Genomic DNA, 15,836 nt, shown 5'->3' with positions numbered 1-15,836 from the left:
TTGAGTTATATGTTTAGAGCACTCCTGCAACTGCCTTAATCGGCTCGCGGAATTCTTGTATTGCACCGAACACGTCGCCTATCAGGCCAGATGTTGATTCGATTGAGAACATCTGGGTGCCTGCGTCAAGGGCTACTGCTGCACATACGCAGGGGATTGCGAATCCTCTGGAGTGTCTGGTAACGACGTGGTTACCGTTGAAGACACCAGGCCCACCGCCACCATAGATGGAGTGGCTGAAGAATGAGAATCCTACTGCGGTACCTTCAACTTTACCGTAATCGCATCCTGGGAGACCGGTTTCCTTCTCAAGAATATCGTTGAAGTAGAGAAGTGTTGAGGAAACGTTCTGAGCTGCACGTCCTGCACCACAGTTCACCATGGTGGCTGCAAGGGTACCGGCTGCTGCATAGGCATTCCACATGGGGACATCGTTTGCCTTGTAGAATTTGTATCCAGAAGGAGCGGTCTTGTCAACGGAGATAACACCGTCTTCAATTGCCCTGCGGACAACGGATTCGACAACGGTTCCAATGGTACCTTCCTTACCGTTTTCCTTTACCATGTCATATAAGAGGTTGTTGGCGTTAAGGCCCTGGTATGCAAGACCGAGGAGTTGCTGTCTCTCGAATATACCGACTGCTCCACCCATTTCGAAAATACCAGTCTGTTCATAGATACATGAGAGGGCTGCTGTGTTCATTGCATTCCGGTTACAGATTGCTGCAACGTGGTTGGCCATAATGTTCCTGAGGGAGAAGCCGAGACCTTCGTTGTTTTGGGGGATGCTGAGAATGCCTTGAACATTTCCACCCATGAGATCCATTGTCTGCGGGTAGCTTCCCCAGACAGCTCCCTTTACTATGGGGGCGTCATATGGGTCGGTTTCGAACATGTCAATAATGGTTTGGGTAACTGCTGCTGCACCGACTGTGGTGGCTGCCATATAATCAGCGCCGGCAATCATCCTGGATGATGGGGACTGAATCAGAAGGCTTTTTCCACCCTTCATGACCTTTACTAAGGTGTCATCGCCTTCATCGACTTGGACATACTTTTTAACACTCTCTGCAATTGCATCTGCGTTGCCGACCAAGTCATAGTTGAGTTCACGGCCTAAGATATGACGGCCCTTTCCGCCCATCTTGCCGCTGGCAAGTGCACCCTGAATACCTGCGAGGTTGACTGCGACGGACCTCTTGGTGTCCATGATGATCTTTTTAATTGCTGCGTTTCTTGTTGGAGCAAGACTCATAATGTCGACATTGCTCTCGAGCAGTTTTCCTCTGTCGTCGTAGATGTCTACTGTGTCAGACACTTCATTTCCTCCTTAATTTATTAAAATCATTTTGGGACTGGTCACTACTAAAGTGCTTATGCACTCAATAAATCAAGTACCGCGTCGTTTTTAAGTGTCCACTTTCCCAATGAAATCTCATTCGTTTAGAAGGTACTTAAATCTTTTGTGTTCTTTGAGCGATGAATTTGTATATTTTTTTAAAAACAATTTTATTAATATAAAATCTATTTTTGTGTAATTATATAAAAAAACGATATCCTCCGGCGAACTATATTCTGACATTATTTAAAGTTGATAGAAATCGACAAAATTACATTAATCTATTTTTTTTTAAGATCACGTGAATATTAAGTTAATATTTTTAATACGTTATTCTATTAACTGAGGGTCATACCAAAAAGATTTAGTAATATCTTGGTAATACGAAAGTTTAATATGGAAGTAGTTATCGATATAGGCGGAAACCCAGGGGTAGACTGTAGAGGCTTCTGTAAATATTGTTATTTTAAGAAAGTCAAAGACATTCAGCCTCTAGGCTGCAAGTACTGTCTCCCTTTTAAAAAAGGATGCGATTACTGTACTCGCAGTGTAAAGGAATCCTACTCAGGTTTCAAACCTCTTCAAATTGTGCTGGAAGAAACCGCAAGAAAACTCTATTTTGCAAATGGTGAGGTAACAAAATTCACCATCAGCGGAGGGGGCGATTTAAGCTGTTACCCGGAACTGGGAAATCTTGTCGCTTTCCTATCTCAATTCGGAACCCAAATACATCTGGGATATACAAGTGGAAAAGGTTTCAGCAAGCCTGATGATGCTCTTTTCTACATAGACCACGGAGTTACAGAGGTGAGTTTTACAGTTTTTGCAACCGATCCTGCTTTAAGAGCTGAATATATGAAAGATCCGGAACCTGAAGCTTCTTTGCAGGTTCTTCGGGATTTCTGTGCTCATTGCGATGTGTACGGAGCTATTGTACTAATTCCGGGAGTAAACGACGGAGAAATCCTTGAGAAAACACTCAATGACCTGGAAAATATGGGTGCAAAAGGAGCTATCCTGATGAGATTTGCAAACTTTCCGGAAAATGGACTTATCCTCAATAATGCTCCCATCATTCCGGGTATAATTCCACACACTGTTGAGGAATTCACGGAGCTAGTACGGAGATCCGCAGCAAACCACCCTTCAATAAGGATTACAGGAACCCCACTTGAAGACCCATTAATTGGTTCTCCTTTTGCCATCAGGAATGTTCCCGAAGCCCTTGAAAAACTTCCTAAAATCACAAAGAAAGCCACTATCATTACAGGCCAGATAGCAGCTCCAAGACTACGGGAGATTTTTGAGGCTATTGGAGGCTCTGTGAATATTGTTTCTCCCAAAAAAGACATTGGATGCCTCCTTACGATTGAGGATTTTGAGAAACTGGATCTTTCAGAAGTAAGCGAGACTGTTTTTATTCCCGGAAGAGCCTTTGTTCACGATATGGAGGTTAAAGAAGCCCTAAAAAGAGACGGGATTGACAGGCTTGTCCGCAGGGGTCCAGAACGTCTTTCCGTAGACGGTGAGATGTCAATAGGCATGAGCAGAGAAGAGGTTCTTGAGCTGGAGATTGAAAACTTTACTGAACTGATAGGGCAGATTAACTCTCTTGGACTGCCTGTGGAATAAATCCGATCATAATTATAATATAGTTAATCTGCTTGAGTTTTAGAAAAAAAGGACACTATACAGTATAAAAAAACAAATTCAGTGAAGGATATAGATAATCAAAAAGATAGCATATAAATAGCCCTTTAAATATATAATTACCCAAAAAAGCTATATAATGCTATTAGAATGATGGTAAGAATGTTAACAGTAAAATTGGAGAACTTATTAATAAATGCTTCTGCATTTTTTGGCTCCCTAAGTGCCCTGCCTCCTTTAAATTCATCAGAATAATCTTTTTTTATATGTTTATTTTTCCTTTCATCCATTCTCAACGCGCTGACCCGGGCATGAAGTCCGAAAGTCCCAATTGTTTAACCCTATGGTTTTCAAATAGAGAACATATATCTTTATCAAGAAGTTCAATTCTCTGTCGAGTATAACTGGAAACCCTATATCTTTCCCCGATTTCTTTTGAAACCTCAAGATATTTACGGACAGCTCCTTCGTGTACAGTCAGCACTATGTTACCTCCGCATTTAGGGCAGGTACCGATCAGCGGAGGACGCCGAAATTTCTCTCCACACTTTATACAGCGCATCCGCTGCCTGGAAAAGGAACGTAAATTTCCAAGAAGATCAGGAAGGAAATGGGACTTGAGCACTCTTTCAGCTACATCTGATGCATCTACTGCCCTTATTTTATTGGCAAGGGAAAGTTGAGCTTCCATTTTCTCGATCATGCTTCCTAAAGTTTTATATGATGAGTTGAGCGGTCCCGCAGCAATATTTGTAGTATCATGTGTAAACATAAAATGCTCATACTGCTCCGGCGTTCCAAGTCTGCCACTCACAAGATCCATAATACATTCAAGCTCTGTGGGGTTTTTAATTTCCTGAGTAGCTCTGTAGAACTCCAGAGGATATCTTGCAGATACGTCTATATTATGCACCTCTTTGTCTACTTCTTTGGGATCTATTCTCGTAGTAAGTACAAGAGGTGCGTCCATTTTTCCACCCCTCTTCTCCGGGAGATAAGACCGTGAGAAATTAAGGATTCCATCCATGAGGAGCATCACGCAATCTTCATCCCCATCGCAGTTCCTGCGTTTTGAAGCATGAAAGAAAGGATGAGCATAGCCCACTGAAGCTTTAGTAAACCCAATTAGACGCCCAAGCACGCCTGCTGAGGTATGCGGTGCAAGTCCGATAAGCAGTTCGCCTATTAAATCCTGAACTGTCTCGGCATTGTAATAAGGCTCAACCTTGTAATATCTAACAAGCAGGTCGTCCACATATTTTGCCGTACGCAGCATATACTCCCCCGCATCGTAAGAAATCACAAGATCCTGAACTTTCAGGCAGACAACCTGATCATCCCTCTCAAGGGGTTTTCCGTAAATATCCTCAACGTAGCCGAGTTCTCGGAGTTTTGCTGCTGTTATCCCGATTTCATCAGCCCTGACATGTGTAAGTGGAATATCTGACATGTCATAACGGACAGTCCCATCCTTAAAAACGTAAACATTATGTTTTGCTCGCAAAATGCCCTTCTCCAGAGGCTCGGGAGTCATCTGGCCGTTCATGAGCCGTTTTACACCTTTAATAAGGTCCATTTTTTCCCTTTCCCCCAAATTCTCAAAAGCCTGCTTGTAAATTGAGCGAAAGTCCAGTTTGACATTTGAAACGGAAGTTGGCTTTCTACCGCATTTGGGGCAGGTTTCAGTATCTCTAACCTCGATTTTACAGCGGGGACAGAAAAGTTTGGAATGGGTGTATTCTCCGCAGTCGCAGCGCCAGAAATAAGTCTCTTTTCCACAGCCATTGCATTCCCTGATTCCGAGTTCCACTTCAATCTCGCCTACCTTCCCATTCATGGAAGCCGTATAATCTGAAGCAGAAACCAGATTTCGTGTAATTCCCCCTGCATTGCTTATCGGAAAGAGGACTTGAGCTGCAGGAGACATCTTTCTCAGGTCGGATTTCTCCGGTCTTCCCATTCTTGCCCCTATTCTCGAAGGAGCCCTCGGGAAAACCTTAAACCCGCTTAAAAGAGATGCAGCCTCCACCATATCCTCGATATCAGGCATTTGGGCTTTAACATTCAGGTGACTATCAAGTCCAAGACAGAAAATAAAAGGAAGAGCTTCTTCAATCAGTATGGTTTCATTTCTTACCCTGTGGAGCACAAGGAGTTTTTCAAGTATAAATTTGATACCACTTTCAAGGCAGGGTCTCAGGGGCAGCCTGAGAATTCCATCTTCAGCCGAGAAATTCCCTTTTTCAGCCACGAATTTCCTTAAAGCTTCAAACTCGCTTCGGTCTATATCGTGCCAGAGATACGTAAATTTCGGGTGTAAAGGAATACCGTATTCCTGCGAGAGCCTGAGAGCCAGAGCTGCCGATGGTTCTTTTAATTCTTTCTCGGGTATTGTCTCAGGGCAGGCTGCTTCGTAGTCATACAGCCACCATTCAAAGACATAAGGGGAGGGCATGAGAGGATGGTTATTTTCCAGGAAGTCGCCATAATTAATCAGGATCTCCCCGATATCTATTATTTCCTCTACCTGTGAACGAAGTTCATAGGCTTCGTCTATATTATCTATACGAATAAGGTCTCCAGAATAAAGGCGAACAGTTGGTCCTTCTATCGAGTCTACGGCAGACATAGCTGCAGCTTTTCCGGGTCTTTCAATCTTGAGCTGAGTCCCGTTAGTAATAAAATCATCAAGTAAAACCATGGTAGCGGGATTAATCCCTGCAGCCGCAAAAGAAGTATTTCTGGATCGCCCGTATCGGAGCCTGAATCCTCCTGGTCTTGAGGGATGGGAGAAAACCGGTCTGCCTGCAATAAGGTCTCTTATGTACTTATCCTTAGGTTTAATCTTGTTTTTCTGTTCATTTTTCTCATCATCACTTTTTTTTGTACCGCCAATGAGGGTTTCCAGCCAGTCCCATCCATCCATGTTTAACTTATTAACATGTTTCTTGACTTTAGGCGCCTTAAGTGCGAGCCCTTCTGCAAGCACAAGACACATTCCCCCTCTAACTCGGTTTGTCCCTATCCTTTCCAGATCCCTGTGCCCCTCAACCTCGGCATCTTCGGTTGGGTCGCCATCAATACAGACAGGGCAATTCTTAACTATCAGGCGGATCTCCTCTTCCGAGGGCGTGTACTGCAGGCTTGCAACCTTTTTATAAAGCAGTATCTCTTCCACATAACGCTCTACTTCCTCAGGCCTCGGCTTGTAGCGATCAATACCTATATTTCGCCTTACGTAGTCGCCAACAAGCACGGAAAGAGCCTGAGCAGTTCCACCTGCACTCCGGATGGGTCCCGAGTAGAAAATCCGTATATACCGCGAACCATCATCATTCGTTCCCAGCTCAACTTTGTCAATACCTTCAATAGGAGCTGCAACCACTCCTTCCGTAAGGGTTGCCATGGAAACCCGAATCGCAGCTTCAACTGCATCCTTTTTTGTCGGGAAGCTTCCAACCTCTCCCTCAGCTACCTCGCGCCCGATTTCGAGAGCAGCTTCTTCCCTTGACATCCTTTTCTCAAGCTCGCGGAGCTTCGCAGCAACTCCTTTTACTCCTATAAGGTTCTCAACCCTATCCGCAAGGTCTTTAGCAAGGGGAATCTCTACAGTGGGTTTTGGGTCTCCTCCACGAGCTCGAGCCTTATTTGCAATCTCGATAGCCTCATTTAGTCTTGCTTCAAGCTCGTCGAAGTATTCATGCATTTCCTTACTTGCAATTGTTTCTCCCATTTGAAAGCTCCTCTAAAAAGAAAATCTGTCTTATCTTGGTCTGCGAAGAGATCCAGATGCGAGAATGCCTGAAATTCCTGTTATAAGAAGGACAAACATACCTACCCAGAGAAGATAACTACCTACTTCCTCCATGCCCAGGAATGTTAAAAGCAAGCCTGCAGCCAGTACTACAAGATTGATTTTGTTTACTTTTTTATTTTTATCCATGACTTTTTTATAAGCCCGCATTCTCAACAGATTTTCCTTTTTTTCTGCTTTCAAGACCATCCCTCTTAAACGTTTAACTGAATCTTCAACTTTGCATTACAGTTGAGTTTTTAAACAACAAATTTTCTAGAAGACGCTTCTCTAAGCCGGTTAATAAGCGCTTCGCCAAGTCCTGAACGGCTGAAAGACCCATCAGCTACAATGACGTCCAGCCCCTTCCTGTCAAGTTTTCTTAGCCCTTCAAAGAGTTTCCTGGCGGCTATCTCTGGTTCTTTCCTGGACCCCAGTAAAAAACAATTGTCTGGGCTTAGATTTTTCATAGAAAGGAAAGCTGCGGTTTCCTCACTGAGAAGAAGCCCGACTTTCTGTCCTTTACTCCTGTAATTATCAAGTAGCTTGACAAGCTTATCTGAGACTGGTTTGCCTTCCCCTTCAACAAGTACGACTTCTGTATCAGGGGTATAATGCCCGTATTTCTGACCTGCCTTTTTTTCGGACAGATCCGGTTCGTTCTCTACTTTGCTGCTTTTGTATCCGAGTCTGACCTTTCCTATAATACTTTCAAGCTCCTCAATACTCACGGCTCCGGGTCTGAGCACAACAGGCGGCTCGACAGTCATATCAATTACAGTTGACTCAAGACCGATGTCAGCCTTCCCTCCATCAAGAATTGCATCAATCCTGCCTGTAAGATCAGATATAACATGGGCTGCAAGGCTGGGACTCGGTTTTCCTGACAGGTTAGCACTCGGAGCAGCAAGAGGAGTGCCTGCCCTCTTTATGAGTTCCAGGGGAATTCTATGATCAGGCATGCGGACTCCTATTGACTGCAGGTTTCCTGAGGTAATATCAGGAACAATATCGGTTTTCTCCAGGATAATCGTAAGGGGACCGGGCCAGAAAGCATCCATTAGCCTGAAAGCATTCTCAGGAACATTTTTTGCTACCTTCTTAATATCTTCCCTTGAATGGACAAGCAGGCTAAGGGGATTTCCCGGAGGGCGCTCTTTTGCCTTGAAGATCTTCAGAACTGCTTCAGGATTCAGACCATCAGCTCCAAGCCCGTAGACCGTTTCCGTGGGAAAGGCTACAGTCCCGCCGTTTTTGATTATGTCTGCCGCCCTGTCAAGGACGGAATCGAAATTCTCATCGGAAACCCGAAAAACCAGGGTTTTTGCTCTATTTCCGTTTTCTGCCTGCACAGAGGGTAAGCTCCTTTCCACTTATTATTCCTGTTGTTTTTATCCGGCAATCCGGGTTATTTCTTCAACCACTTATCAAGGGCAGCTTCAAGTTCTTTGTGTTTTTTCGCATATTCCTGCAGGCTAACTCCCTCAAGGGTTGCCTCCAGCGCCTGTCTGCAAGCAGTAGCTCCTGCTGCCGTACCCATAGGATGTGCATGAATTCCGCCGCCGAACTGCATGATAATATCCCTTCCGAAAATAGAGTACAGGTCAGGAATCATAGTCGGGGCAAGCCCTCCTGATGCAACCGGGAACATTGGTCTCAGTCCTCCCCAATCCTGGGCAAGGACGTGCTGGCTTTCATCCGCAGGCACATTGTCAAGTACGCACTCATCCCGGAGGTTCAGAACCTCGTGCTTTTCTCCGTGCATCTTTCCAACAACTGTACCTATGTGAAGCTGGTCAAGTCCAATCAATCTGCAGAGCTTGGCAACGACAAGCATGCTTATTCCGTGGCGAGGATTCCGAGTATAGGCTGAGTGCATACATCGGTGGGCGTGAAGTACAAGATCTGTGTCTTCAACTTCTTCTCTTAGGGTCTGAAGCGCAGTCCAGCCTGCGGGAACAATGTCGATCATTGCGTAGTGCGCACCCAGGTCTTTAAGGACATTCATGCGGCGGATCATTTCCTTGCAGGTCGGGGCAGTAATGTTGCAGATATACATTTTGCGCTCTCCGGTTTCAGCTTCTGCCTTTTCTGCAAGTTTAAGGGTGAGTTCGGCTCTTTTTTCAAAGCTGTTAAACTTCTGATCCGTAAGGTTCTCATCATCCTTGACAAGGTCGCAGCCTCCAGCAAAAGAGTTGTAAGCTACCTCGGCGTGTTTTTCAGAGTTTAACCCCACTTTCGGCTTGACGATAGTTCCTATGAGAGGTCTGTCTTCTACACCTGTAAGTTTCCTGACTCCTGGCAACCCGAATTTGGGTCCTTTGAACTCACGGAGCATTGACTTAGGAAAAGCGATATCTTGCAGCCTCAGATTATCAACGACTTTCATACTCAGGATGTTTCCTGCAACTGCACTCAGAACCTGCGGGACCGAACCCAGTTCAAAGAGTTCTTCGGAATAAGCTACCCTTACAGTTTGTGATCCCTCGTCCACATAAAATACATGGGGTTTCAACTTGGTCGCAAGTTCGGGACTGAGTGTAACAATTTCAGTCCAGGAGTCTATAGAGCTTTCCCCTGCCATATGGGTTGCAGCTTCCTCAAAGTTCACTCCTGCCGACGGCTCGATATGGAATTCACATGTCAGATCGGTATCCTTCGGGATATAGCCCGTGTCTATATAGTCTCTTCGCATTGTCTTCCTCCTAGTTGAATAAGTTAGTCTACAGAATAGGTTAAAGTAGAATTGGTAATCCTGATTGAAGGAAGTAACTAAACATAAATAAAAACTTGTTTGATTGAATGGAATAAATCTGGATTGAGAAACATAAAGTACAGCAAGGGATAAAAAGGAAATTCCCTTCGAAAACTTAACTGAATAAATAGCATCTACTCAAATTCGATGGAAAAATTCACTTCAGAGGTAAATATGTGGTCTTGTTCTGATATTCAAGGAATCTAATTCTTTTGAATGCGTTTCTCAGATCCTGGTAAATTCAGGATATAATAAGAATTTCTGAAGGCCTATTTTCTATCGAATTTGAATAGAATATAGTAAAACTGCAATTAGTTCTTACAGCTTTATATTGTTTAAGCGGTTTATCACAATTCGGTTTCAAAATCCAGTGATTTTTTGATTCCTCATTAATCACTGGATTGAAACTCAATTTACTTTATATTTGGGGGCAATTCTTGAGCTTATATTCCAAGCACAAAGATGATGACGAAATAGACAGCCATTGCGACAAGTCCCATGGGTACTCCAAGCCTTGCCCATTCTCTGCTGGTAATACCAAGCTTGCCTGCAGAGATGATATTCGGAATATTTCCTGGGATCAGCATTCCGCCTGCAATCAAAAGTCCCATAAGAATACTCTTTATCTGGAGCTCACTCAGAGCAGGTCCGATCTCAGCGGCACACAGGGTAGCGTTATCAAGGATGGCTGAAACCATGTTAACCCAGTAAAGAATACCTGAAGGAATCTTGATAAAGTATTCAAGTATTAAGGGCTTGAAACCTTCGCCAAGCAAAACGAGTGCTGCAATAAAAACATAGACTTTAACAGCTCTCATTATGACGTCTTTTAAAGTCTCGCTATAATCGGATGCTCCAATTCCCTGGTCTTTTGGACTGGTTTTCCCGAGGAAGAACATTCCAACAATACCAAATGCGAGGATGCCTGGAATTATATACTTACCCAGCATATTAAATAAGAACATGAAATCGGCATGGTAAGGCTCACCTGAGAGTTTTGAGACAGCAATTGTCGAAAGTGGTTCACCAAGTGGGGTAAGCGCCGCACCAAGCCCTATTGAGAAACATGCAATGATTGTAAGGTCGATTTTGGATTTTCGCGAAATAGGCATTGCATTGACTACTTCAACGAGAATAATTGACGCAAGAATAGCCGACATAATACTGGAAGATAAACCAAGAACAACAATAAGGAGAAATCCTAAAATTTTAACAGAAAGTATGTCGGTCAATTTTCGGATTACTTTATGGATAGGTTCATGCCATTTATAGATAATCAGTCCGACAATCAGAACTATCTGGAATATACCAATCCAAATGCCGGCTATCTCTCCGACATGCAGCGGTGAAGTCAATGCTTCTTCGATTATTTCCATTCTCCAGCCTGTTTCTTCGCCTGGAATCTCAACGAAACCTGAAAGAGTCATTGCTGCTATTCCGCACACGAGCAGAAATGGCTCCAAATTTTCCTCAATAACGCGTATTTTAAAAGGACCTAGTAATACGGCAAGGAAAATCACAAGAAATCCAATTAAAACTCCTACTTCAAGAGCCACTAATTTTTTCCTCCTTTTTGAATACTATGCTAAACTATGAAGCCTGAATGGCTTACTGTTAAACTGTATTAGAGCCTAGAATGTTTTAGTCTTATAAAGACTTGCTCTATTTATTCTTTGATAATATAATATTTTTAATATTCAATGTGACAAATACTCAAATTGTCATTTTAATATTTAATTTGACATTTGTATCTTTTGTAAAGAGAATTTGCCTCACATTAAGGATTTAGCCCACGATTTATTTGATGTTTACGAAAAAATACTTTCGGCTCAAATTTTCTATGATCAAGCAGTCTATGTCATTTGATCCAGCCAATCAACCTGTGAAATTGCTTTATCTATGACGGCTGATATTCATTACAAAAAGTTTATCTGGAATCTATCCTGAGAGATAGTGTGTACTATTTTAATACATACTCACAGTCTCGATTTTAGTATCGCTTCCCGCACTTAGTAATGGGCTTTTACGTTCTCTCGGGGGATTCTTTGCTCGGGTTGCAAATTTGAATTTGTCATATAAGAGAAGAATTTCTTGCTAAATTTAACACATTAACCATAGTTAAATTCATCAATAATGTGAGAACAGATACGAAAGGATTCAACTAAGTAAGATATTAAGATATTGAGAAAAGAGTTATACTAGTAAGGTATTAAGATATTGAGAAAAGAGCTATATGTTATTTATCGCCTGAGCATATCCTGGATAGATTGAGATCGAAAGTGACATCGAAAAAATTAATTAAATAAAGAGTACCTTCTTCAAATTTAAGGTGAGAATTTTTCTCTTAATTCATTTTTTCCCTTGAATTTGAAGATGATACAATGAGCCTTTAATCTTTTTTATATAATTTTTATTACCTCTGTGCGGTTTTTATTATTCGGCTATTTTTATTAAGATTCTGTTCCAGAATCCGGTGGTTTTAATTGAGTTTGCCACCAGATTCCGTAACTGAATTTTATCAGGTAGGGGAGATTTTAAGCTTAAATTCCCAATACGAAGATAATGGCGAAATATATACCCATTGTGACAAGTCCCATTGGTACTCCAAGCCTTGCCCATTCTTTACTGGTTATACCCAGTTTGCCTGCAGAGATAATATTCGGTATATTTCCTGGAATTAGCATTCCGCCTGCAATCAAAAGTCCCATAAGAATACTCTTTATCTGCAGTTCACTCATAGTCGGTCCGATTTCAGCGGCACACAGGGTAGCGTTATCAAGGATAGCTGAAACCATGTTAACCCAGTATAGTACCGTTGAGGGTATTCGTATGAAGTACTCGAATATGATAGGCTTGAAACCATCCCCAAGAAATGTCAGAGCCATGATAAACAGATAGACCTTAACAGCTCTCATTATTACATCTTTTAAAGTTTCGTTATAAGCTTCGGCTTTTATTCCAGAGTCTTTCATATCAACTTTCCCAAGGAAGAACATCCCAACAATACCGTATGCAAGGATACCTGGAATTATATATTTACCCAGCATGTTAAATAAGAACATGAAATCGGCATGGTAAGGCTCACCTGAGAGTTTTGAGACAGCAATTGTTGCGAGCGGTTCGCCAAGGGGAGTTAGCACCGCACCAAGCCCGATTGAGAAACATGCAATAACTGTCAGGTCGATTTTGGATTTTCGCGAAATAGGCATTGCATTGACTACTTCAACGAGAATAATTGACGCAAGAATAGCCGACATAATACTGGAAGATAAACCAAGAACAACAATAAGGAGAAATCCTAAAATTTTAACAGAAAGTATGTCGGTCAATTTTCGGATTACTTTATGGATAGGTTCATGCCATTTATAGATAATCAGTCCGACAATCAGAACTATCTGGAATATACCAATCCAAATGCCGGCTATCTCTCCGACATGCAGCGGTGAAGTCAATGCTTCTTCGATTATTTCCATTCTCCAGCCTGTTTCTGTACCTGGGATTTCGACAAAACCTGAAATGGTCATTGCTGCTATTCCACAGACAAACAGGAATACCTCCAAATTTTCCTCGATAACGTGTATCTTAAAAGGACCGAGAAGTACGGCAAGGAATATTATAAGAAACCCAGCTAAAATGCCTGGTTCAAGAGCCATTATTCTTTCCTCCTTTACTATATATTCTATAGTAGTCTATAGTGTTCACAATAGAGCAAGCATATGGACTGTTTGTATATATCTGAACCCTCTAAACAGCCTGAATCTTGTTTTTAAGGAATAAAATAGCTGATTGATGCGTAAATAACAAGTAAGCTGTTTAAAGGAAATATAATTGTTAATGTGAGCACTGTAGATTACAAATGGCTGAAAGCGTTTTTTGCTGTTAAGCATTTCAAAGTCCCAAATTTTTCAGCATTATGAGGGTCTTCTCTATTTTTCCCATAGATCAACTCAATGCCCATGCGTATGAGAAAGATTTTCAATTTGCTCCTGATTGGGGAGCTTTAATTAAGTTATGTTTTGTGGCGCTTGAAGTGTGTAATTTTGATCTGGATTTATAAGATAATATCTTACCGTATTACCTCATAAAAAGATTCTAAACTCATTTTTGGGTTTTTATCTTTCTTATACGCATAAATTGAGTTTTCTATAGGTGAGAATTCCCTGTTTTTCACAGATGTGCACAGCTATCCAGCATCTCCTGCACAAGACTAATTTCGGATTTCGGGGCTTGAAGGCTTGCGGAATTAAGTTTTACTTTAGCCAGAAGTAATACCTTGAGCTTTCGCCCCGATCACAAATGTTTTTCATATTTTGGGACTACAGTTTCCCTGCTAATCATCAAGCGTATATATTTTGTGCTTTTTTTCTTCTCAAAAGCACGATATTTTACACGAAAAATCTCTAATTATAAAATTTCTAACAAAATAACTTAATTTTTTTAGTCGTTTTTTATAATCAATCAAATCCTTTTTATACTATATTTGTGAAACAGAACTATTTTGTAAAATATATGTATTTAGTTCTATAATGTCCTCAATAGTTTAGATTGACCATTGTTTGGAGCGCCAATATGAAAGTTGAAAAAGATATAAAAAGGATATGAGATAGGACAACTGAAATAGTTGCACAGGCGCATTGTGCTGGCAAGGCAAAATATAGTAAGTTAATTTGTAGATCTAACCCTTGGGCAAAACAGAAAATAATCAGATAGGGTTTAAAAAATGAGGTAAAAACACAAGGTGGTTAAAAAAGGATGGTTAAAAAAGGGGTTAAAAAGGGGGGTTAAAAAAAGGCACAGAGCGCACTAAATAAAAATACGGACGCACTAAATAAAGATACGGATAGTATGCATTAAAAAGCTTAACTTTACTTTAAATTAACAGCGCGATAGTTTTTCTGCAGAAAATTCTGCATACTATCTATTTTAATTCTGCATACTATCTGTTTTAAATTATTGTTTGACATGTGATTATCGGGATTTTGGACTGAATTCTCGATTACAGTCCTCAAAAAGGTCCCTCAGTGGTGACCTCTTTTATTTAGTTGTTCACTCAGCTTGAAATTCGGTGACCTCAGTTAATTTTGATTTCAACAGGTCTTTCTTCATTACAGCGCCTGAAAGTAACCTCAAGCACTCCGTTTTTATAGCTGGCTTTTGCGCTTCTGGGATCTACACGGCTTGGAAGCTCTATATCCTGCGAATATTCAGCGGCTCCAAGGACTCTGATTTCGAGATTTTGGGCGGTCGCATGCAGCAGGAGATCTTCCTTTTCGACATCCGGGAGCTCTGCAAGTACCTGTATCAGTTCTCCACTCTCAAAGATATCAATTAAAGGATCTCTTATTTCAGGGGGGTAGAGATCCTCTTCATCTTCAGAGTGTTCCGGAAAATCTCCGAACTCCCGGAGTTCAGCATCTTCCCCCGGGCGACGAATGATAGAAAATCCGTAGACGAAGGGTCCGGATTCTCTCATATCTTCCAGGAGGGCTTCGATCATTTCTTCCAGGTTGTCAAAAAGTTCAGATCCAAAATCTTCAAAGAAATCTTTTCTTTTTCTTGTGCCCACCATTATTACCTCTGCTTTTCCTGGTGCTGTTGCACATTCAGTGCAATTCCCTAAAGATCACTCAATATTTATTGAGGTTCGGGAACTGGATTCCAGCTTATTAAAGGTAACTTCCAGCACACCATTTTTGTATGTGGCTTTTGCACTCTGGGGGTTCACCTTTACTGGCAGTTCCACACGTTCGGAATATTTTGGATTCCCATTTATTGTTTCGATGTCAAGTATTAAATCAGTTGCGTTTAGTCTGATGTTCTCTTTTTCGATGCCAGGAATCTCGGCAATTACATGCACAGTATCCTCGGCTTCCAGTACATCAATCAGGGGTTTTCTTGCGTCAATATAATGCTTTTCTCCGGTCCCGGTTCGTTCAAACCTGGGAATATTCCCGAATTCACGGATTTCAGGTTCCTCTCCTGGCCTCTGGGTTACAGAGAATCCATAGATGAAGGGCTGCTGCCCGAAGTTCTTTATATTCATACCCATTGCCCTGCTAATGCGTTCGAACATTTCATCTATGTCTTCAAATGGATCGATTCCGAAGATTTCATCGAAAAAGCTTCTTCTTTTTCTTCTGTATCCGTCCATATGATCACTCCGTTATTAATTTCTATTAGTAGTTTATTTTTAGGGAAATATAATCGAACAGTCGTTGATATTAGCTGTTACTATTTTTTTCCAGTAATTCACAGGCTCTTGAGATAAAAAAGGTCGGGATTTCCGACCTGTCAGTTGA

The 15,836-nt window shown here is 41.7% G+C and carries 11 protein-coding genes; 1 reads left to right on the top strand and 10 read right to left on the bottom strand.

The features are described 5' to 3' along the window. Positions 1–13: 13 nt before the first annotated feature. Entirely contained in the window at positions 14–1,318 is a 1,305-nt protein-coding gene (gene mcrB / locus MSTHT_RS08625) for a coenzyme-B sulfoethylthiotransferase subunit beta (protein ID WP_048167428.1), read from the bottom strand. 417 nt (positions 1,319–1,735) lie between these two features. On the opposite strand from mcrB, the gene mmp10 reads away from it, so the two are divergent. Then, on the top strand, positions 1,736–2,971 hold the full coding sequence (mmp10, locus tag MSTHT_RS08620) for a methyl coenzyme M reductase-arginine methyltransferase Mmp10 (protein ID WP_048167427.1): 1,236 nt from the start codon (positions 1,736–1,738) through the stop codon (positions 2,969–2,971). A 137-nt stretch (positions 2,972–3,108) separates the two neighbouring features. On the opposite strand, the gene MSTHT_RS14530 is transcribed toward mmp10, so the two are convergent. The 9 genes from MSTHT_RS14530 to hsp20 form a co-directional block, all read right to left on the bottom strand. After that, on the bottom strand, positions 3,109–3,285 hold the full coding sequence (locus tag MSTHT_RS14530) for a hypothetical protein (protein ID WP_156149738.1): 177 nt from the start codon (positions 3,283–3,285) through the stop codon (positions 3,109–3,111). Next, positions 3,282–6,722 (bottom strand): DNA polymerase II large subunit, encoded by a 3,441-nt coding sequence (locus MSTHT_RS08615; protein WP_048167426.1) that lies wholly within the window; start codon positions 6,720–6,722, stop codon positions 3,282–3,284. Before MSTHT_RS08615 ends, MSTHT_RS14530 begins: the two co-directional genes overlap by 4 nt. A gap of 30 nt (positions 6,723–6,752) precedes the next feature. Beyond that, complete coding sequence (locus tag MSTHT_RS08610; protein WP_231588044.1) at positions 6,753–6,992, bottom strand: hypothetical protein; 240 nt, start codon at positions 6,990–6,992, stop codon at positions 6,753–6,755. 50 nt (positions 6,993–7,042) lie between these two features. Further along, positions 7,043–8,134, bottom strand: coding sequence for an L-threonylcarbamoyladenylate synthase (locus tag MSTHT_RS08605; protein WP_048168488.1), 1,092 nt, complete (start codon positions 8,132–8,134; stop codon positions 7,043–7,045). 56 nt (positions 8,135–8,190) lie between these two features. Beyond that, positions 8,191–9,591, bottom strand: coding sequence for a type III ribulose-bisphosphate carboxylase (gene rbcL / locus MSTHT_RS08600; protein ID WP_259274527.1), 1,401 nt, complete (start codon positions 9,589–9,591; stop codon positions 8,191–8,193). Positions 9,592–9,980: 389 nt separating this feature from the next. Next, positions 9,981–11,093, bottom strand: a complete 1,113-nt coding sequence (locus tag MSTHT_RS08595) for a DUF1646 family protein (protein WP_048167423.1) — start codon at positions 11,091–11,093, stop codon at positions 9,981–9,983. A gap of 984 nt (positions 11,094–12,077) precedes the next feature. Further along, positions 12,078–13,190 carry a DUF1646 family protein gene (locus MSTHT_RS08590; RefSeq protein WP_048167422.1) on the bottom strand — a complete coding sequence of 371 codons (1,113 nt, stop codon included), beginning with the start codon at positions 13,188–13,190 and terminating at the stop codon, positions 12,078–12,080. Positions 13,191–14,608: 1,418 nt separating this feature from the next. Next, positions 14,609–15,106 (bottom strand): Hsp20/alpha crystallin family protein, encoded by a 498-nt coding sequence (locus tag MSTHT_RS08585; protein ID WP_048167421.1) that lies wholly within the window; start codon positions 15,104–15,106, stop codon positions 14,609–14,611. 54 nt (positions 15,107–15,160) lie between these two features. Then, positions 15,161–15,688, bottom strand: coding sequence for an archaeal heat shock protein Hsp20 (gene hsp20, locus MSTHT_RS08580; RefSeq protein WP_048167420.1), 528 nt, complete (start codon positions 15,686–15,688; stop codon positions 15,161–15,163). Positions 15,689–15,836: the final 148 nt, after the last annotated feature.

The sequence above is a fragment of the Methanosarcina thermophila TM-1 genome (assembly GCF_000969885.1).
Lineage (GTDB): Archaea > Halobacteriota > Methanosarcinia > Methanosarcinales > Methanosarcinaceae > Methanosarcina > Methanosarcina thermophila.
This window is presented reverse-complemented; position numbering and strand designations above follow the sequence as displayed.

Excerpts from the sequence above, each read along its gene's own strand:
- MSTHT_RS08615 (WP_048167426.1), bottom strand. The coding sequence starts at position 6,722 with ATGGGAGAAACAATTGCAAGTAAGGAAATGCATGAATACTTCGACGAG.
- mmp10 (WP_048167427.1), top strand. The coding sequence starts at position 1,736 with ATGGAAGTAGTTATCGATATAGGCGGAAACCCAGGGGTAGACTGTAGA.
- hsp20 (WP_048167420.1), bottom strand. The coding sequence starts at position 15,688 with ATGGACGGATACAGAAGAAAAAGAAGAAGCTTTTTCGATGAAATCTTC.
- MSTHT_RS08585 (WP_048167421.1), bottom strand. The coding sequence starts at position 15,106 with ATGGTGGGCACAAGAAAAAGAAAAGATTTCTTTGAAGATTTTGGATCT.
- MSTHT_RS08610 (WP_231588044.1), bottom strand. The coding sequence starts at position 6,992 with ATGGTCTTGAAAGCAGAAAAAAAGGAAAATCTGTTGAGAATGCGGGCT.
- MSTHT_RS08590 (WP_048167422.1), bottom strand. The coding sequence starts at position 13,190 with ATGGCTCTTGAACCAGGCATTTTAGCTGGGTTTCTTATAATATTCCTT.